This is a genomic window from Bacillus cereus group sp. N11, from assembly GCF_016483605.1.
GTDB classification, from domain to species: Bacteria; Bacillota; Bacilli; order Bacillales; family Bacillaceae_G; genus Bacillus_A; species Bacillus_A toyonensis.
In genome coordinates this window covers 537,458-557,383 of record NZ_JAEHBN010000001.1, presented here as the reverse complement: position 1 = coordinate 557,383, position 19,926 = coordinate 537,458, and the positions used below count along the sequence as shown (strand labels likewise).

Genomic DNA, 19,926 nt, shown 5'->3' with positions numbered 1-19,926 from the left:
GGTTTTAACTACATCGTTTCTCATGTTATCAGTATGTGATGAGAGATTCGGGCTAGTTGGTAAGAAGATAGAAAGTGAGTGAGACAATGAAAAAGGATAAAAACTTATTATCGGTGTATGAGCTGTTAGAAACGGTTACTGCAACTTACGGTGAAAAAGAAGCAATATATGACGTAACGAGGCGAATTACATACAAACAATTGAAACAGGAAGTAGATTGTTTAGCTACGGCATTTAAGAGACTAGGAGTAGGTAAAGCAGACCGTATCGCCGTATCGCTACCAAATTGGTCCGAAACAGTAGTTATCTATTTTGCAGCTGCGAAATTAGGAGCGATAATCGTTCCATTTAATCCCAAATATAAATCATATGAAATTGAATATATATTGGAAAGTTCAGCTCCAAAGCTATTAATAGCTTCAGGGGAATTTGAAAAGAATTTTGGATTTGAAAAAGTTTTTAATAAGGCACGAAAGGTTATTACAGTACGGTTTTCGCAAGAAAATTACTGTTCATATGAGCAGTTAATGCGTACGGAAACAATGAATATTGAACCAGTTCATATAAATGTGAACGATGATTTGTTTTGTATTTTATATACGTCAGGGACGACGGGAACTCCAAAAGGTGTAATGGTTACACATCGTGCCGTTGTACAATCTGCACGAACGATAGGAACAGAGCTGTATTGTACACAAAAGGATGTATTCATTATTTCAGCACCACTATTTCATATTTTCGGTATGGCAATTAATATGCTTTGCGCAGTAGCGATGGGAGGAAGGATCATATTACAAGAAAAATTCCACCCGCGAGAAACTTTACAATTAATTGAACAAGAAAAGGTAACTATCCAAAAAGGTGTACCAACTATGTTTATAAAGGAACTAGAGTTAGAGGACTTTGATAAATATGATTTATCTTCATTACGTGCCGGGTTAGTTGGTGCAGCACCTATATCAGTAAAAACAGTGACGGAGATTCGAGAACGGATGGGCATTAACCTTTGCCAATCATTTGGGATAACTGAGACGGTTTCGATTACGATGACCTCGTATGATGATACAAAGCAGAATATAACAGAAACGCTTGGAAAGGCCATTCCAGGAGTAACATTGAAAATTGTAGATGAAAATAGAGTGGATCTTCCTCCTGGAGAAGTGGGAGAGATAGCAGTTAAAGGGTTTGGTGTAATGAAAGGATACTACAATATGCCCGAACAAACAAAACAAGTTTTAGATAATGAAGGTTGGTACTATTCAGGAGATTTAGGTACCCTCGATCCTCAAGGATATTTAAGGTTCGTAGGACGAAAGAAAGAGATGATTATAAGAGGAGGCTTAAACGTTTATCCTCAAGAAATTGAAGCAGTCATTATGAAACATCCAAAAGTAATAGAAGCAGCAGTTGTAGGTCTTCCAGATAAAGTACTGGGAGAAGTCGCATGTGCGGTCATACGGTTAAAAAATGGAGAAGTAAGCTCCGAAGAAGAAATAAAACTTTATCTTAAAGAGAAAATGGCAATTTATAAACTACCAGAGAAAGTGATCTTTACAGAGGAATTTCCTGTCACAGCAAGTGGGAAAATTCAAAAATTGAAATTGAAAGAACAAGTATCTTCAAATAGTAGTCCAACAGTTTAATAGATAGGAGGCGAAGGCATAATGGAAGAGTATGCTTTTCAAGTAAGGTGGGGAGATACTGATGCTGCGGGCATTGTGTACTATCCTAACTTTTATAAATGGATGGACGAAGCAACTCATGAATATTTTAAAAAAATTGGCTTTCCTTCAGTTGAACTTTACGAAGAACAACAAATTGGTTTGCCATTACTAGAAGCAAAATGTCAATTTAAGTCACCTCTTCGTTTTGAAGATCAAGTAGTTGTGAAAAGTACTGTAAAAGAATTGCATAATAAAGTTTTTACAATCCAGCATGTTTTTGTAAAAAGGGAACAGGTTGTGGCAGAAGGTTATGAAACTCGTGCATGGACTTCTTTTAAAGAAAAAGTGAAAGCGCAACCGATACCTGGATATATTCGGCAGAAGATGATGCCAGAGATAAAAACTGTAGAAAGTTAAGAAGTACGAGTAAGGATACCGTAACAAGTAATTGTTAATAAGGGGGAGATAGTGATGGGAAAAGAAAAAAAGTATGATGCCATAGTAGTTGGGGCGGGACCAGTCGGGCTTGTAGCAGGACTTTCATTACAAAAGAAGGGCATATCAACATTAGTAATAGAGGGAGATTCATTCGGAAGACCACGTCCGGGAAGTAGAGCAATTTATTTGCATAGTGCTTCGTTAAAATTACTGGAGGAGACTGCAGAAGGTCTTGGTTTTACACTTGCTCATAACGGAATTATTTGGCCAGTAAAACGAACGTTTTATAAAGGAAAAGAAGTATATGTACGAGATTATGGTAAGGATGAAAACCTTAAATCAAACCGCTTGCCTCATTTCACAGCTCTTCATCAAGATGAGATCGAAAAGCATATGTATGAGGCATGTATAAAAGCCGGCGTGGAATTCCTTTGGGATGCCCCGGTTAAGAAGTTGCACATTACAGACTCTGAAGTAGAAGTAACAATCACAAATGACGAAATCTTAAAGGCGCAGTATGTAATTGGATGTGATGGAGCACGTTCAATTGTAAGAGAGCAAGCGGGATTAACGTTTGAAGGTCCACGTACAGCAGATACTTTTATAGTCGTAGATGTAAAAGAAGATGAAACAAATCCACTTCCTTTAGAAAGAATATTCTATTATCAACATCCAGCTATGGAGGGAAGAAATGTAATGTTTGTTCCGTTTAAAGGTGGATGGCGTGTGGATTTACAATTGCTTGAGTCAGATAACCCAGATGATTATACAAATATTGAAAGTGTTAAGAAATGGTTGCCGAAAGTAATGGATGCGAAATATGCGGAGAGGATTACATGGGTGTCTTCTTATCGTTTCCATCAAGTAGTGGCAAATTCATTTACTGATGCAAAACGTCGTATCCTTCTCGCTGGAGAAGCTGCGCATTTATTTGCCCCATTTGGTGCACGTGGATTAAATTCTGGAATTCCAGATGCTGTTCTTGCTGCGAGAGGTATCGAGAAAGCACTACAATCTAACTCTGAAGAAGAGCGGATAAACGCGATTGAAGCAGCTGCAAACGAACGCCGAATTGCAGCTAAATGGAACCGAGATGCTTCAACTACTGCACTTCATCACCTTCAGGGGAACTCTCCTGGAATGAACATGAAACGTGATATTGCAGCATCAATGGTATCTATTGTTCCAAGGCTTGGAAGGTGGCTCGATGAGGGACCGTACGGACCGAAATTTGGACCTCCTGAACTGACAACGAAATATTAAAAGTTAGATCGGTAATATGAAAGGAGCGATAAGAAATGGCTTTGTCTCAATTCATGAATGAAGAAAAGTATGGTTCACATGCATGTTCTACAAATGGAATGATTGAACGGTTAATGACGATGAACTGGTATTGTAACATTGGACAGCAAAATGTAGAGGCTGAGAAGAAAATTGATCAATTTATGAGTTCTCTAAACATTAGTGAATATGAAATCAAATGGATTTCAAGAAAACAATTAATTGAAAAAATTGAGCGGATTTCATTTGAAGATAACGATTTATGGGGGGCACTAGCAGCAGTGCCTGATCAATTGAAAGAAAAAATTGAGCGCGCTGGTAACGAAAAACTTCTTGTAGATGTAGTAGATGAAGTACCAGAAGCAATCTTTCATGGTGTTTATAAAGAAGCGTTCGAAATTTTTGGAGAGGAAAAAACAGTGAAATTTCTCGTCGGGCATGCGATGTACGTAAGTGTTCTTGCATGTGCTGCTGAATTAGCTGAAGAAAAGAATGTGTGTCTCCCAATTATAGAGTTAATAGAAATGGGACATGTGCCACTTGGACCAGAAGGAAATACTTTTTATCTTTTATAACAAAGAGTAGGGCCGGAAAGTCATACATTATTATCATTTTCGATTATTTGAGAAGGTAGAATTTCACTTGTTTTATAGGAAAGGATGAGTAATATGAAACTTGTTACTTTTACACATAATGGAGATACAAGAATTGCTGCTTTAGAAAATGGGAAATTGATTGATTTGCATGCTGCTTTTAAAGCGAAATTAATAAGTGAAGGAAATCTTCGGGCTGCTCAAATTGCAGAGGCGTATATACCAAAGGATATGAATGGATTTTTACAAGGCGGAACAGAAAGTATGAATCTAGCAAAAGATGCGATCGCTTATGCACTTATGAAAAAACATGAAGATAAGTTGGTATTTGAGGAAGGCGAAGTAAAAATAGAAGCTCCAGTACCTGCGCCAGGAAAAATTATATGTGTAGGTCACAATTATCGTGAACATATTTTGGAAATGAAACGCGAATTACCTGCATTTCCGGTCATCTTTGCGAAGTTTGCGAATACGGTAGTCGGTCCAGAAGATGATATTCCGTATTATCCCATTTCAGAACAACTAGATTACGAAGCTGAATTTGCTTTCGTAATCGGAAAGCGTGCCCGGAATATTTCAGAAGAAGACGCCCTTCATTATGTAGCAGGTTACACAATTGTGAATGATATTACTTACCGTGATATTCAGCGTCGTACAATTCAATGGCTTCAAGGAAAAACAGTTGAAGGTAGCGCTCCAATGGGTCCTTGGTTACTTACTTCAGATGAATTAACGAATCCATCTGGACTGAACATTGTCTTAACAGTGAATGGAGAAAAACGTCAACAGTCTAATACTGCTAATCTAGTATTTTCGGTACAATATCTCGTTTCATTCTTATCCGGTTTAATGACATTAGAGCCAGGGGATGTCATATTAACTGGGACACCGGGTGGGGTAGGTGTTGCCCGTAATCCGCAAGTATTTCTTAAAGATGGAGACATCGTTCGAATTGAAATTGATCGAGTAGGCGTACTTGAAAATAGAGTAAGACAAACAGTAGAGGTGCCAGTACTATGACGAAAAACGTGCAAATCTATGCGGTCGAATCTATTTACGACTCAATCAATAAGATAAAAACGATTGTTAAGTCGTTACCAGAGGAAATAATTCGTTGGAAACCTTCAAAAGATGAATGGTCAGTAATGCAAATTATTACACATGTAGCAGAAGCAATTCCGTATTGGGCAAAGGAAATAAGCAATATTAAATTAAGTAATGAAAACTTATGGGGCCGCGGCTTAACAGATGAAGTGCGCCTGCAAGCAGTTTCAGAAGAGAATATAAATAGGAAAACAGTAGAAGAAGTCATAGAGCAGCTTTCTTCTATACCAATCACGATTGAAAATGTACTTCATACATTAACTGACGAAGAGTTACATATACAAGCTCCAAGTCGCAATCCTCGTTTCGAAAACAAACCGATTAACTTTATTGTGAATCACCTCATCGTAGAACATACAGAAAAGCATTGTAAACAAATCGAGCGGAATGTATCGAAGTATAACCAGGATAAAGGAGGAAAATAAAATGGCAGAAAAAAATACTTTTTATGAAAGTGATCTTGTACAAGATTTCAATCGTGATATCGAACAATACCATCTAGGCCCGCTATGGAACGCTATTCCAGATTTAATGAAGCATACACCAGAACCTCATGCACAAGCATACCTTTGGAAAGCGGAATTACTCCATAAAAAGTTAACAGAAGCGACGCAAATATTTACACCAGATCGTGGCGGAGAACGCCGGGCCATCTATTTACAAAATCCAGGACTTAATTATAGAAAACCTTGGGGATGGGCATCGACTACCCAAACGTTATATGCTGCGGTTCAATTAATACAACCTGGAGAAACTGCTCCGTCACATCGGCACGTTCAAAATGCGTTACGTTTCGTCATGGAAGGAGAAGGGGCTTACTCAATTGTGCAAGGAGAGCGTATTTTCATGGAACGAGGAGACTTCTTAACAACTCCAAATGGACTGTGGCATGGACATGGCCACACTGGTGACAAACCGATGATTTGGATGGATTGCCTTGATATTCCGACTATTTATTATCTCGGTGGTACGTTCTTTGAGCCGTATCCAGAGAAAATTGAACAGCCAAATGTGCCAGATAATTATACTGCTCAGCGTTATGAGGGTGGAATGGTTCGACCGGTTTCGGACCGATATACAAAGAAAGCTCCTCTTAGTTCCTACAAATGGGCAGGAACGGAAGCAGCGCTTAATGGATTAAGTCGTTTTGAGCCAGATGCTTACGATGGTTATGCTGTTGAATATATAAATCCATCAAACGGTGAGACAGCATGTCCAACGATTGCAGCTTGGATGCAAAAATTGCCGAAGGGATTCAGAGGAAAAGCACATCGCCATACACATGCATCAATCTACCATGTGCATGAAGGGGCAGGATATACAATTATTAATGGTGTTCGCTTCGATTGGTCTAAAGGAGACTTCTTTGTTGTACCAAACTGGGCATGGCACGAACACGTTGCGTTTGAAACTAGTTATGTATTTTCCACAAATGACCTCCCGATTTTAGAAAAATTCGGGTTAGAGCGGAAACAGGAATATGAGAGAAATAATGGATTTCAAACAATTACAGGAGAGTTTGAACCAGCTTTACCTTAAGTTTGTATATAAAAAGGCGCCCTTTAGTAAGGAAAAGTATCATACTAGAGGGCGCTTATTATTTGTTTGGATTAATAAGCCTTCAACACATGAAGCAAATAATCCTTTCGATTCAGCGGATTAAAGTCAACGCGTTTTCGAGTAGGGAAGGGAGCCGTAAGCATTGTGAAACCAGCTGGCTTCGTTGTAAAGATTCCTTCTCCTTCTGTAAATGAATGGAGCATTCGTTTAAAATTTTCTGTTTTCGCAATAGGTAACGATCCAGTTAAGTGATAAGAATCATTATGCAATATAGGCTCTGCAAAAGTCGCTGGAATGGCAGCGAGCTTATACATCGCGGTACTAATTGCGTGCTCCGGTACAGTTAATTCAAATTCGTTTAATGGCTCAAATACACATGTTTCAGCTTGCTGTAAAGCATCCATTAAAACGAGCGGTGTTAAGTTTCTAAAGTCACTCGCTGTTGTAACAGGGCTTGCATAACCAGTATGTGTTAACGTGACGATAATGTCCGTAACTTCCCATCCGTATAAACCTTGTTTTAACGTTTGAAATACCGTATCTTCAATCGCTTTATGAAATGCTAAAGGTAGTGATCCAAGTTCAATACCTAAGTCGTACGTTATGCCAGAGTTATGCTTCCCACGTTCAACTTTGAAACCGATTGTTGCGTAAAATGGATTCTCTTTTTCACCCATTACTTCAACAGAATTGCCTACGCCAATTGGTTTCTCGATACATACAACTCGCGTATTTGAAAAAGTAACCTGCAAATTATATTTCTCATAAAGTGTTGTTTCAATTACTTCTTTTTGTACCTCACCGAAAAGGCGAATGTATAGTTCATTATGAACATCATCTTTCCACACTTTAATAAGTGGATCTTCTTCACATAGTTCCATAAGTGCAGCGTATAAATCATGAATTCGTTCTTTTGGTACTGCGTCAATGGAAGCTTCCATTTGTGGTTCGGCAAAGTGAATATCTTTTATATAATCCGTACGTTCACCGATAATATCACCAATTTTTATATCATTCAGTCCCCACACTTTGCAAAATTCTCCGCTAGGAACGATAGTAGATTGAACAGCATTTCCGCTATGAAACATACACATTTTTTTAATCTTTTCTTTATGTGGTAGAGACTCATCGCGCTGTATATCAACATATTTTCTAACGTGTAAGCTACCTGAAAAAACTCTTATATACGCAACCTTTTCTCCAGAAGGTTCACGTTCAATTTTAAAAACAACACCGGATAATGGTTCCTCTTGTGCGGATGTAAGAGCTGGCATTAGGGCAGGAAGTTTTTCAAGTATTTCAGTTACTCCTATACCTGTCATTGCTGAGCCGAAAAAGATTGGATACACATTTGCTTGCTGTATTTGCTGTTCTAGTTTTTCTCTTAATAGTGCGTCCGGTATTATTTCGTTATTTACATATGATTCAAGTAATGATTCATTAAATGGTGCTAACAGTTCCATACAATCGTCATATGATTTGTATTCAATGATCCGGGCTTCTTTCGTTCCTTCGTTTAGAACAGAATAGAAGGGGAATGCTTCATTTGAAAGAACCTCTTTTATTTGTTTCATAACTTTTTCAGTGTTTGCTCCACTACGATCAATTTTATTAACGAATAAAATTGTCGGTATGTTTAGTTTCTGTAATGTTCGCATTAAAATTTTTGTTTGTGCTTGCACACCTTCAACGGCAGAGATAACTAAAATCGCACCGTCTAGAACGCGGAATGATCGCTCCACTTCAGCGATAAAATCAGCGTGTCCAGGTGTATCAATGACATTTACTTTTACATCATCAATAAAGAAAGAAACGACAGATGCTTTAATCGTAATTCCGCGTTGTCTTTCTAATTCCATTGAGTCAGTTTGTGTATTACCACTATCTACTCGGCCAATTTCTTTAATCACATTCGTTTCATAAAGAATACGCTCAGTCAAACTCGTCTTGCCAGCGTCTACGTGCGCAACAATCCCTATATTTATTGTTGTCATTTATGAATATCCTCATTTCATTTTCCATTTTCATTTCCTCATTTCTATTTGTGTATTGCCGCATTACAATCACTCTCCAGTCATTTAAATTATTACTATTATAGTGCAATTAACATTATTTGTAACGCTACAAAGCGCCTTAATTTGGAAAAAATAAAATGAAAACAAAATGCTTGCATTCTAAATCGATATAGATTATATTAATTGACATATCAACTATTGATACATCAAATGTTTTTATTTTGATTGTAAAGGAGGGTTAATTTGACAAGTTCATGCTCAAAAGAAGCGATTATTTTATATAAATTACACTTTCTAAATAAAGAAGTAAGTTCGAAATTTGAAGGGTGTACGGGTATGAGCCAGTCTCGATTAGAGCTTATACTTCAATTATTTGAAGTAGGTGAAATTAGTCAAAAAGCACTTCAGCAAGAAGTGAATATTGATAATGCTGCGATAACAAGGCATTTAAAGCAGCTTGAGGCCAATGAAATGATTGTAAGACGTAAAAATCCAGATGATAACAGAATTACGTTAGTTTCTCTTACTGAAGAGGGGCGAAATAAAATTCAGGCGTTTCAAGAAGAAAAAGAACGTTTTGCAGCATCTGCATTTAAAGGATTAAGTGAGGAAGAACGCGATAATCTTTTAAATATGTTAAATCACATTCAAGAAAATATAAAAGAATTATAAAAAAGGGAGAATACAACTATGACTAACTCAGTAAAAACAAATGATTTTAACGAAATTTTAACAGGACGTCGTTCAATTCGTAAGTACGACCCTTCAGTGAAAATTAGCAAAGAAGAAATGACAGAAATTCTTACAGAAGCAACACTTGCACCATCTTCAGTAAACATGCAACCATGGAGATTCGTAGTGATTGAAAGTGACGAAGCGAAAGCAACACTTGCGCCACTTGCGAAATTCAATCAATCTCAAGTAGAAACATCTTCAGCAATGATTGCTTTATTTGGTGATTTAAACAATTTTGATAACGCAGAGGAAATTTACGGTACAGCAGTAGAGCGTGGCTTAATGCCAGCAGAAGTAAAAGAAGACCAAATGAAAAAACTTTCAGCTTACTTCTCAATGGTTACACCAGAAGTAATGAAAGATACGGTATTAATTGACGGTGGTCTTGTAGCAATGCAATTTATGCTAGCAGCTCGTGCGCACGGTTATGACACTTGTCCAATTGGTGGATTTGAAAAAGACCAAATCGCAGAAGCATTTGGACTAGATAAAGAACGCTACGTACCAGTTATGTTAATTTCAATCGGGAAAGCTGCAGACAGTGGTTACCAATCAGTACGTCTTCCAATTGAAAAAGTTGCAGAGTGGAAATAATTTTATAAAAGAACTTCAATAAGTGAAAGATGAGAGGGGAAGCACCATGATTATTATTCACGCAATATTTCAAGTAGACCCAGCAAAACAACAAGCATTTTTAGAAGAAATTCAGCCACTCATTCATGGTTCAAGAGAAGAAAGTGGAAATGTATCTTATGACTTATATAAAGATACAGAAAAAGAAAGTGTTTATACGATGGTAGAAGTATGGAAAGATGAAGCAGCAGTTGCGAGCCATAATACGAGTGAACACTTCACATCTTTCGTTAGTAAAGCAGCACAATTTTTAACTGCTCCTCTTGATATAAAAGCTTATAATGGAGAGTTAGTAAAATAATAAGGTAGAAAAAGATGACTTTAGCATATGGCTGAAGTCATCTTTTTTGTATAAGTAGAATCCATTTTGGACTCAGTTATGTTGATTGATAAGTGTTGCTCGTATCCTCAGTAACTGTGGTGAATTGTATGTTAAATTCGAACATTTGGTTTATTGGGATATTTTTCCGTGTTATAATTTTCTTGTAAATAAAAGGTAGAGGGGAGTAAGTAATGGGAGAATTTCAAAGTAATTTGCATACGGCAACGCAACTTGCAACGAAAATGAGAAATGCTTCAGATAGAATGCAAAGTGCTACTAGTCGCTCTATAAATAAGGCAACGCGTACTACACTATCTGTGAACTTCAAGGCACAAGAAGCAAATCAACAAAATTTACAGATCACGAAACAATTTTGTACTGCTTTTCAACAAACAATTGATAATATCCATTCCGTAGCAAATGAATTTGAGAAAATGGATACAGGACTTCAAAAGACTTTTCAATAATGTAACAACCTACGTAAAGGGGAAAAGGTAGGGAGAAAAGATGAGTCAAGAAATTGAAAAGAGAATCAGTCAATGTAATCAAAAATTACGAAATATATTTGAAGAACAAAATGAAAACCGAATTGCGCTGCAAAATCAAGAACGAGCCGAGGCTAGTTTTCATGAATGGAAAAATAGAAGCAATCGTTTATTTAACCGAATACTAGAAACTTGGCACGGCGACAAAGAAGTGTTTCACCTTTTTACGAATATGCGGCAAGAAATCGGACAGTATGAAAGAAAACTTACATTCGAATTAGAAATTGAAAAAGAGACGTTGCTTAAAGAAAAACGGCATCTCAGTGAGAAAGAAAACGACCTTTCCTATGAACAGCAGCAACTACAAAGGGAGGCCAATACATGAGTTTAAACATGTATTTGGGAGAAGTACAAAGTCAAACTCAAAGTATGAACGCTATATGTAATGCTACGATTGAAAGTATGGAACAAGCCATTCAATCTATTGATGCATTTGCGGTAGATACAGTACTACAAGGACAAACATACAGTAGTGCAAAAGCCTACCTTGTCCAAACATTTCGGCCATTAGCGCAAGGAATCATATGCTTATGTGAAGAATTAATTCGCCAAAACGAAGCATTTCCAAACGAGTTCCAAGCGAAAGTTGCTTCGACAGATGTGATTGAACAAGAAATAAGAGAACAAATACGGGGAATTAATCAATCGATTACAAGTATAGAAGCAATAGAAGTACTTACACCAATGCCCGGAGTAAGTGCGATTGTAACGGTATTAGGTGCAATGAGAAAAAAACTGGAAGAAAAACTAGAGCGTTTACAAGAATTCGAACATTCATCCAGCAACAACTACAGCACTGCTCTCCAATTAGCGGCTAGCATCACAGCCGGACTCGCTGAAGTGCAAAGTGGGAAAGGATTTAGTCCTGTGAGTGGGACGTTTAGTACACAAGGGTTGAATATGGATTGGGTGAGTTCTATTCAGGGGATTATAGAAGAAACAGCTCGAAAAAATGATCAGTCAATTAAAGATATAGAAACAAATAACATAATTGAGAAGAGATCTCCGGTTAGAAATGCTTGGGACGATGCGACAGACAGTATAGTTGGCACGTTTGAAACAGCGAAAAAGATGTGGGAAGCTATTCAAAGAGGATCGGGGAAAGCTATTGGTGATGAAATCGAGTCCGCAATAGCTTTAAGTAATATGGACATAGGAACTTTTATTAATGTAACCTATGCACTTTTCCATTTGGATGAAACTGCAAAAAATATGTGGCATGCATTTTCAAATAAAATAAAACGAGATATGATAGAGGGAGATGCAGAGAGTCGTACAGAATTGACTACCTATGGATTAACACAAATAGCTACCACAATATTAGGCGATAGGGCACTAAATAAAGTAGGCCATATCACAAAAGGAGCAAAAGCATCAAGTGGAGTAAGTACATTTGCTAATGCAGTAAAACTAGCAAAAGAATTGAAGCCTACGCTTGAAATGTTACAATCATTTAAGAGAGAGGCTTCCTATGCATTCTCTAGTATTGGTGGAACTATCGTAACCAAAATACCTCAAGGCGAATTAATAGAAGCTTATTATAAGTTTGCGAAGTCTAAAGATGGTAGTAAGGGTAAAACTGGTGAAATAGCTAAGGAATTTGGAAAAGTAGCCCAAACATTAGAAGCAGCTAGAGCACAACAACGTACGGTAATAGAATCAGTAGAAAGTGGCGAAGTAGCTTTAAAAACAACGAAGCGTAAAGGAAATTATGGTGAAATGAAGATGGATGACTTTTTTGAAAGTCAAACATATACTAGAATTAGTGATGATCGTGTATTAACATTAGATCAAAAAATTGTTAAGGGAATAGATGCTGTATATGAAAATTCATCTCCGCCACCTAAGTATGTGATAGCGGAGGCTAAGTATAACACATCCAAATTAGGAAAAACAAATGATGGTAAGCAAATGAGTGAAGATTGGATTCTTGGAAGTGAAAGGTTAGATAGTACTTTGTCAAAAGAAAAAGCAGATGAAATTGTGGAAGAGATGTTGCTGAATCCAGAAAATGTTCAAAGAATTGTTATTCAAGTTATGCCTGACGGAACGATTGTGAAGAAAATTCTTGAAGTATAAAAGGTGGAAAAGAAATTATGCTAAGGGATAAAATCAAAAATGATATATATTTTAACAAATTTATCAATTATGAGGAAAAGAGAATAGAAAAGTTTTTATTATTGGTTGAAAAGGTTATTGAGGAAAGAGGCAAAGATGATAAAGGTGTAAAGAATGGATATATAGCGTTACAAGGGTATCATTTTAATAAATTAAGGGCAATGTACTCTGCGGGTTGTTCTATCCAAACTATTCGTGATTTTTTACCTGAAGTAATAAATATAATGGAAAAAGTGTGGAATAAAGAAAGTGGATATATACGTATGTTATGGATGATATCTATAGCAGTAATGCTAAATGTTGAAGATAAAGAATTTAATAGACTAATAGCAATGGTAAGGAAAGAAGGATTAAATGATTATCTGATTAATTATTTTATTGCTTTTAGAAATAGTGAGCCATCAGATTTTTATGAGCAAAGTGAGTTTTATGTAAAATATCCATATTTCAAATTAAAAGAAGTAATTGAGAGTAATAAAATTTCACAAGAGAATTCTATAAAAAATTTAGAGAAATATATAAAGGAGTATTGGTATAAGGGACATTTAGAAGAAGCATGGTACGATGCACATGAAAATAAACATGACATTTATAGTGGTTACTGGAGTTTTGAAAGTGGAGCAATCGCTAAAATTTTAAAATTAGATGATTCAACCTTGAAAGATAGTTCATATTACCCTTATGATATGGTGCATTGCCAAGAAAAATAAATGTTGGAATCCACAGTGATAAATTTTAACACTGTGGATTTTTTAGTTTGTATTAAAGTAGGTATAAGGGTAATGTTGGTAATGGATCCAGTGAGCTAGATGTAAGAGCTAATTAGGAAATATGTACGAGATGTTGAAACGCAGACGAATTATGAATTATCACTGGATTTTTTTATCTAAATATCCATAATATCTAATTGAATGTTAGTAAATTTATAAACATATTGTTATCACCTTCTATTTATATCTGTATATATAAATTAATTGAATAATTTAATTAAATCTTCAATAGGCCATATCACAAAAGGAGCAAAAGCATCAAGTGGAGTAAGTACATTTGCTAATGCAGTAAAACTAGCAAAAGAATTGAAGCCTACGCTTGAAATGTTACAATCATTTAAGAGAGAGGCTTCCTATGCACTCTCTAGTGTTGGTGGAACTATTGTAATCAAAATACCTCAAGGCGAATTAATAGAAGCTTATTATAAGTTTGCGGAGTCTAAAGATGGTAAGACTTCAGAACCATACGATATAGTACCGTATAGGCCAAGCAATTCACCATTAGAAAATCATCATGGAGTTATGGATGTATGGGCTAAACATAATGTCCCTGATTATGTTAGTAGAGGGGCGAATACTCCAACTATAGCTTTAACTAAAGAGCAACACAATGCTACTAAAGCTGTTTATAGACAATGGCTCTTTGAAAAAACAGGGAAAAAAGTTGGAGGTAAAGTAGATTGGAAATCTGTTTCACCAAAAGAAATACAAGAATTGACGGGAAAAATGTTTGGTGCTGCGAATGTACCACGTTTAGCTAGACAAGGGTAATATAGGGCCTTTAATCAATATAATTTTAGGGAGTAATTTAGATGGAAAATATTAATCAGTTGATTAAAAAAGTAAAATCATTACCTAATTGTCGAGTTCAGGAGCCTACAGAATTACCGATAATTGATAAGAATAAGCATATGCTACCAGGTGATTTAAAAGAATTTTATAGTCTTTGTGGTGGTCTAACTTTATTTGAAAATGAGGAATATTCTATTCATATTGTTACCCCAGAGGAGTTTATTTTGGCTAATCCCGTAATTGTAGGAGAGTTATGTGAAGAAGATATTTCATCAAATTGGTATATTATATGCAATGATGGTAAGGGTGAATATTTAACAATAGATCTTAGTGAAGAGAGATTAGGTAGATGTTATGATAGTTTCTTTGATCGACATGGAATAGTTGGGGAGACGCAAATTATCGCAACTTCATTCACTGAATTACTTGAAAAACTTATTAAGAACAATGGACAATATTGGTATTGGCTAAAGAGTGAATTTGAATCACTTGGAGATGCTTATGATGATCAAGAGTGAAAAAGCGAGTCTTTAAGTAGGATAAGAAAGTGAAAGGGTGTTTGAAAGTCCATACTCCATGATGGCTGAACCATCATGGAGTACTATGTACAATGATAGAAAAGAAAAAGAAGTACGAGCTTAGGCAAGATGATATTTTAATGGGTGATGAATATAAACAGATGGAATGTATATTAAACTAATGAACTTGTACAAACTTGTAAGTTTTAACGTAGTAGTTGGCACGACATAGAAAAGGTGTCATACTGTTACTACAAAACTTACAAATTTATGCTACTTAAAAACATATGAACTTAAAGCACTTGTCGCCTATGGGAAACAAGTGCTTTTTATTTTAAGATTACGAGGTACGGGTAATGGCTTACCTTCGTATGAAAAGAAGTCCGTATCTATAGGAACTTACAAAGAATTACATGGATTTCTAGTTAAAGTATAGCCGTGTGCTCAAGAGAAACATATTCCTAATAAGCCAAATTACAAACAATAATTAGCAAATGGAAAAAATAAGAGCATTTTCTATGGTGATAATAAAATAGCACAAGAATTGCTTGATAAGTTTGCAGGAAAAGGAACCACTGTTACCAAAAATAAAGAAAGAGTGGACTTTGGTGAACCAATAGGTAAATACTATGGCACTGTGACCGGACAATATATAGAGACTAATAGAGGAATGATACATTATGGAAAAGATGGTGCCCATATAGTACCAGTAAAACCATCAGAATAAAATTAAGAAAGAGGATGTCTATGGAAGCAGATTCTTTATTTAAAACATTAACAGAGCATGAAGGTGTAGAAATCATATTAGAGTGGAACAGTGGGTTGAGAATTGTAGGTAAAACAGACACATTTTATGAGACAGACAATGGATTAGATGATGATGACCCCGCATACGCAGAATATTATGCAACTGCATTTCAAGTAAATCATATTTTATCTCAACCTTCTACTAACGAAGGTATTGTATATAATTGGTTGAAACAAGAAAAAAGTTCATTGGTTGAAATTTCTCTCTATGATGATCCGCCAAGTGCAGTGTTTTTAACTGACGGAAAAAGAGTATGGGAAAGAGAAATCTGTAGATAGGGGTTAGGGTTGGAGTTATAAAAACAAATGGAGAGGTAGGGACTATTTTTCCAGATGCTACTAAACAACCGTAGATAGAGTTTGGAGGATTAATATGGATATAGCAAATAAAATGGAAGTTATATTAAATGAAAGAAAAAAATTAAATTTGAATGATGACTATGGGATACAAAAAAGTTGGAATGAAATAATAGAAGTTCTCTCAGAAAATGAGGAAAATACTATAAGATATTTAGAGAACTGTAGTAAAGAAGAGTTATATTGGATAAGTGAAGTTTTGGAAGATATAGTAGAAATTATACAAAGTAAAGAACTAATTAATTGCTTAAGAAAATTAGATGGAAAATTTCCAGAATTAGAAATGACAAATGATATTGATATTGCAGAAAGTTATATAGAAAATCCTTAAATTAAAGGAATAGTTGGTGTGCTTAAGCATAGAACCATGGGATATAATGATACTTTCTTGAAATTCATAGATCATGATGGTTGTACCATCATAGAGTGTTATGTGCAATGATAGAATAGAAAACGAGGTACGAGCTTAGGCGAGATGACATTTTACTGTACGACGAATATTAAAGACTTGGAATGGGCAAAAATTTACAAATTTATGCTACTTAAAAACATATGAACTTAAAGCACTTGGTTGTCTATTTGAGACAATAAGTGCTTTTTTAATTGAAAGGTAAGCTATAAATTTATCGAAATTATTTTTATGAATTAAAGCTAACAGAATATGCACATAGGCTTCAATTGATGCTATATAGTATGTTTTTCAATGTCAAAAAACATTAAAAAAAACAGGGCAAAATTATTAAATAGCCGGGTCCATTGTAGAAATGTTTGAAGGTATTTCGCTCATAGGCGGATCTAATTTCTTAACTATCGTGGCAGAAGTAGGAACTGGCGGGTTAGCGTCACCAATTGTTATTCCATTAGATATAGCAGCAACAGCTACTGGGGCAAGTCTTTTTGTACATGGTGGATTTGTTTGGAATAAATCGATTCAAAATACTAAGGATACTCTTTAAAAAATCCAGTCTTCTGGTGGAGGTAAGGGTGCGAGTAATCGAATACCTTCTTATGGAAAAGATTCTGTACCTAAAGGTCTATACCGTGAAGTAAATGGTTATCCAATAAAAGTGAAAGCAGGAGCTCAAGAAAAGCATATTCCTGATACACCGAACTATAAACAAGAATTAGCAAATGGAAAAAATAAGAGCATTTTCTATGGCGATAATAAAATAGCGCAAGAATTGCTTGATAAGTTCGCCGGGAAAGGTAAACTATTAAAAAACGGTAGAGAAAGAGTAGACTTTGGTGAGCCAATAGGAAAATATTATGACCGCAATACTGGTGAATATCATGAGACTACTAAAGGGTTGATTCATTATGGAAAAGATGGCGCTCATATAGTACCATCAAGACCATAAAAATCATAAGAAAAGAGGATGCAAATGGGGTACGATTCTTTAATTGGAACATTAATAAATTATGAACATAGTGACATGATACTAGAATGGAAAAGTGGATTGAGGATTATTGGAGAACTAGATACAGTTTTTGAAACAGACAATGGACTAGATGAGGATGATATAAATTATACAGAATATGATGCAGCTGTATTTAGAGTAAATAATATTTTATCTCGACCTAATACAAACGAAGGTACTGTATATAATTGGTTAAAACAAGAAAAAAGTTCATTGGTTGAAATTTCTCTCTATGATGATCCGCCAAGTGCAGTGTTTTTAACTGACGGAAAAAGAGTATGGGAAAGAAAAATGTGTAAATAATAGGTGGCATTTAAACTGTTACCTTATTAGTCAAATTAGATTTAGTTAATTTTGATATATGGTTTTTAAAGGAATCAGAACAGGCTACTAACATATACTCTGGTATGAAGAAAAGATATCCTAATCGTAAGCTGATTCCTTTTGCTAAAAGAGTTGATAATGATGATACTGCATGTTTTGAAATCGGCAAAGGAAGTAAAGTTCAACTTATTCATGATTTTGCTTCTGAAGGCTTTGAACAAAGAAAAGAGTTTGATGATTTTTGGGAGTGGGTCGAAGTTGCTATGAAAGAAATGATTGATTACAATCGGAGTGAAGAAATTGAATAAACAAAAATTCTATACAAATTTAAGTAAAGAAGTATCTTATGCTTTACGTCATGCTCCATGGGAATACGAATTGGAGTTAGATGAGAATGGGTGGGTTTCTGTTGAGCAACTTTTACAAGCACTTCACCAATCCATTGAATGGAGAGATGTGAAGATAGAAGATTTAAAAATAATGATTGAGAAATCTGAGAAAAAAAGGCATGAGCTAAAAGAAAATAAAATTCGTGCGTTGTATGGACATTCTATTCCCATGAAAATAGTAAAGGAAGAAGGCGTTCCACCTAAATTTCTTTATCATGGTACATCTCCTCGCTTTTTAAATTCTATTGAATCAAATGGTCTATCACCTATGTCGAGACAATATGTCCATCTTTCTGAAGATATTATAACTGCTGAATTAGTGGGGAAAAGAAAAGATAAGCATCCTATTATTTTAGAAGTTAATACTGAAAAAGCTAGAGAAGAAGGCGTTAAATTTTATTTAGGAAATGAAAAAGTTTGGTTAGCAGATGAGATTCCTAGTGAGTTTATCGCAATTAATAAGAATTAATTGAATCTATTCTACTAGATTATGACGGCAGGAAAAATTTTTTCTTTAAGATATATATTTGAATGAACCACGTTATCTGTCTTAAAATAAACAAATAAATGGCGAGTTACTTATGGAAAATAATCAACAAGAGAGACTTCACATTTGAGGTCTCTTTTGTTGATTTCAATTGAAAATTATTATTTGAGCGAATGCACTTTCGTACCTCGCATTTCACAGGCACATAGGCTTCAATTGATGCTATATAGTATGTTTTTCAATGTCAAAAAACAGGGCAAAATTATTAAATAGCCGGGTCCATTGTAGAAATGTTTGAAGGTATCTCGCTCATAGGCGGATCTAATTTCTTAACTATCGTGGCAGAAGTAGGAACTGGTGGGTTAGCATCACCAATTGTTATTCCATTAGATATAGCAGCAACAGCTACTGGGGCAAGTCTTTTTGTACATGGTGGATTTGTTTGGAATAAATCGATTCAAAATGCTAAGGATACTATTCAAAAAATCCAGTCTTCTGGTGGGGGTGCGGCTAACGGTAAACCTAGCAGTAACAAAAATACAAATGTAGATAATTTTGATGCAAAAACAGCTACAAATAAGCAAAAAGGGAATTATGGTGAAATAAAATCTAGTGACAATTTATTGAATAATCAAAGTTTAAAAGAAGCTGGATTTGATTTAAAGCCAGTCGGAAAAAGTGCACCATCAGGTATAAATGATAAAATAGTAAAAGGAATTGATGGATTATACGAAAATGCAAATGCAGAATCAAAGATCAAATACGTTATAGATGAAGCTAAGTTTGGTAGTTCACAATTGGGGAAAACTAAAGATGGACGACAAATGTCAAATGATTGGTTGAAAGGTTCTGAAACTGGAAAAAGTAGAATATTAAAAGCTGTTGAGGGAGATGAAGTATTAGCTGAACAGATTACGAAAGCCTTGCAAAAAGGTAAAGTTGAAAGAGTATTATCAAAAGTTGATAGTAGTGGAAAGGTTAAAACATTTAAGATAGATGCAAAGGGTAACATCGTTGGAGAGTGGCCATAATCTAGAAGCGAGGAGGAATTAAAAA

At 35.4% G+C, this 19,926-nt stretch carries 21 protein-coding genes and 5 pseudogenes; 25 read left to right on the top strand and 1 reads right to left on the bottom strand.

Features of this window, described 5'->3' with window-relative positions; translation table 11 throughout:
- The first annotated feature begins 86 nt into the window (after positions 1-86).
- The 7 genes from JDS98_RS02920 (at position 87) to JDS98_RS02890 (ending at position 6,619) form a co-directional block, all read left to right on the top strand.
- Positions 87-1,643, top strand: a complete 1,557-nt coding sequence (locus JDS98_RS02920; protein ID WP_098711488.1) for a class I adenylate-forming enzyme family protein — start codon at positions 87-89, stop codon at positions 1,641-1,643.
- A 21-nt stretch (positions 1,644-1,664) separates the two neighbouring features.
- Positions 1,665-2,081, top strand: a complete 417-nt coding sequence (locus JDS98_RS02915) for an acyl-CoA thioesterase (protein ID WP_098711489.1) — start codon at positions 1,665-1,667, stop codon at positions 2,079-2,081.
- A gap of 54 nt (positions 2,082-2,135) precedes the next feature.
- Positions 2,136-3,365 carry an FAD-dependent oxidoreductase gene (locus JDS98_RS02910; protein ID WP_199631321.1) on the top strand — a complete coding sequence of 410 codons (1,230 nt, stop codon included), beginning with the start codon at positions 2,136-2,138 and terminating at the stop codon, positions 3,363-3,365.
- Positions 3,366-3,400: 35 nt separating this feature from the next.
- Positions 3,401-3,958, top strand: coding sequence for a hypothetical protein (locus tag JDS98_RS02905; protein ID WP_199633534.1), 558 nt, complete (start codon positions 3,401-3,403; stop codon positions 3,956-3,958).
- A gap of 93 nt (positions 3,959-4,051) precedes the next feature.
- Positions 4,052-4,996: a fumarylacetoacetate hydrolase family protein gene (locus tag JDS98_RS02900; RefSeq protein ID WP_087970856.1), complete on the top strand. Its 945-nt coding sequence runs from the start codon at positions 4,052-4,054 to the stop codon at positions 4,994-4,996.
- On the top strand, positions 4,993-5,505 hold the full coding sequence (locus tag JDS98_RS02895; protein WP_098711492.1) for a DinB family protein: 513 nt from the start codon (positions 4,993-4,995) through the stop codon (positions 5,503-5,505). The genes JDS98_RS02900 and JDS98_RS02895 overlap by 4 nt, the downstream gene beginning before the upstream one ends.
- Before the next feature lies 1 nt (position 5,506).
- Positions 5,507-6,619 (top strand): cupin domain-containing protein, encoded by a 1,113-nt coding sequence (locus JDS98_RS02890; protein WP_199631319.1) that lies wholly within the window; start codon positions 5,507-5,509, stop codon positions 6,617-6,619.
- A gap of 71 nt (positions 6,620-6,690) precedes the next feature.
- Here JDS98_RS02890 and JDS98_RS02885 read toward each other — a convergent pair whose 3' ends face one another.
- Positions 6,691-8,634, bottom strand: coding sequence for an elongation factor G (locus JDS98_RS02885; protein WP_199631318.1), 1,944 nt, complete (start codon positions 8,632-8,634; stop codon positions 6,691-6,693).
- 264 nt (positions 8,635-8,898) lie between these two features.
- Between JDS98_RS02885 and JDS98_RS02880 the strand changes: the two genes are divergently transcribed.
- The 18 genes and pseudogenes from JDS98_RS02880 to JDS98_RS02800 all read left to right on the top strand — a co-directional run.
- Positions 8,899-9,327, top strand: coding sequence for a MarR family winged helix-turn-helix transcriptional regulator (locus tag JDS98_RS02880; RefSeq protein ID WP_000204162.1), 429 nt, complete (start codon positions 8,899-8,901; stop codon positions 9,325-9,327).
- Between the two features lie 18 nt (positions 9,328-9,345).
- Positions 9,346-9,984 carry a nitroreductase family protein gene (locus JDS98_RS02875; RefSeq protein WP_000185391.1) on the top strand — a complete coding sequence of 213 codons (639 nt, stop codon included), beginning with the start codon at positions 9,346-9,348 and terminating at the stop codon, positions 9,982-9,984.
- A 46-nt stretch (positions 9,985-10,030) separates the two neighbouring features.
- Positions 10,031-10,324, top strand: coding sequence for a putative quinol monooxygenase (locus tag JDS98_RS02870; RefSeq protein ID WP_000583804.1), 294 nt, complete (start codon positions 10,031-10,033; stop codon positions 10,322-10,324).
- Positions 10,325-10,536: 212 nt separating this feature from the next.
- Complete coding sequence (locus JDS98_RS02865) at positions 10,537-10,812, top strand: TIGR04197 family type VII secretion effector (RefSeq protein ID WP_000503639.1); 276 nt, start codon at positions 10,537-10,539, stop codon at positions 10,810-10,812.
- Positions 10,813-10,852: 40 nt separating this feature from the next.
- Entirely contained in the window at positions 10,853-11,215 is a 363-nt protein-coding gene (locus tag JDS98_RS02860) for a DUF3958 family protein (protein ID WP_000076582.1), read from the top strand.
- Positions 11,212-12,969, top strand: a complete 1,758-nt coding sequence (locus JDS98_RS02855; protein ID WP_199633533.1) for a T7SS effector LXG polymorphic toxin — start codon at positions 11,212-11,214, stop codon at positions 12,967-12,969. Before JDS98_RS02860 ends, JDS98_RS02855 begins: the two co-directional genes overlap by 4 nt.
- Before the next feature lie 17 nt (positions 12,970-12,986).
- Positions 12,987-13,718, top strand: coding sequence for a PoNe immunity protein domain-containing protein (locus JDS98_RS02850; RefSeq protein ID WP_079245693.1), 732 nt, complete (start codon positions 12,987-12,989; stop codon positions 13,716-13,718).
- 522 nt (positions 13,719-14,240) lie between these two features.
- Positions 14,241-14,549 (top strand): annotated as a pseudogene (locus JDS98_RS02845) (sugar-binding protein); the annotation flags it as partial.
- A 41-nt stretch (positions 14,550-14,590) separates the two neighbouring features.
- On the top strand, positions 14,591-15,088 hold the full coding sequence (locus JDS98_RS02840) for an SMI1/KNR4 family protein (protein WP_199633532.1): 498 nt from the start codon (positions 14,591-14,593) through the stop codon (positions 15,086-15,088).
- A gap of 511 nt (positions 15,089-15,599) precedes the next feature.
- The gene (locus tag JDS98_RS30070; RefSeq protein WP_307838280.1) at positions 15,600-15,815 is read left to right on the top strand and encodes a polymorphic toxin type 50 domain-containing protein; all 216 of its coding nucleotides are present in this window, start codon (positions 15,600-15,602) and stop codon (positions 15,813-15,815) included.
- Positions 15,816-15,835: 20 nt separating this feature from the next.
- Positions 15,836-16,174 carry a hypothetical protein gene (locus tag JDS98_RS02830; protein WP_149237249.1) on the top strand — a complete coding sequence of 113 codons (339 nt, stop codon included), beginning with the start codon at positions 15,836-15,838 and terminating at the stop codon, positions 16,172-16,174.
- Positions 16,174-16,248: pseudogene (locus JDS98_RS30670) on the top strand (EndoU domain-containing protein); the annotation flags it as partial. The gene JDS98_RS02830 and the pseudogene JDS98_RS30670, both read left to right, overlap by 1 nt.
- Before the next feature lie 20 nt (positions 16,249-16,268).
- Positions 16,269-16,583 carry a hypothetical protein gene (locus tag JDS98_RS02825; protein ID WP_000350220.1) on the top strand — a complete coding sequence of 105 codons (315 nt, stop codon included), beginning with the start codon at positions 16,269-16,271 and terminating at the stop codon, positions 16,581-16,583.
- A gap of 412 nt (positions 16,584-16,995) precedes the next feature.
- Positions 16,996-17,610, top strand: a pseudogene (locus JDS98_RS02820) (polymorphic toxin type 50 domain-containing protein); the annotation flags it as partial.
- A 24-nt stretch (positions 17,611-17,634) separates the two neighbouring features.
- Complete coding sequence (locus JDS98_RS02815; RefSeq protein ID WP_000540189.1) at positions 17,635-17,973, top strand: hypothetical protein; 339 nt, start codon at positions 17,635-17,637, stop codon at positions 17,971-17,973.
- Between the two features lie 26 nt (positions 17,974-17,999).
- Positions 18,000-18,302 (top strand): annotated as a pseudogene (locus JDS98_RS02810) (hypothetical protein); the annotation flags it as partial.
- Positions 18,295-18,852 carry an RNA 2'-phosphotransferase gene (locus tag JDS98_RS02805; RefSeq protein WP_199633531.1) on the top strand — a complete coding sequence of 186 codons (558 nt, stop codon included), beginning with the start codon at positions 18,295-18,297 and terminating at the stop codon, positions 18,850-18,852. The pseudogene JDS98_RS02810 and the gene JDS98_RS02805, both read left to right, overlap by 8 nt.
- Positions 18,853-19,139: 287 nt before the next feature.
- Positions 19,140-19,901 (top strand): annotated as a pseudogene (locus tag JDS98_RS02800) (hypothetical protein); the annotation flags it as partial.
- Positions 19,902-19,926: the final 25 nt, after the last annotated feature.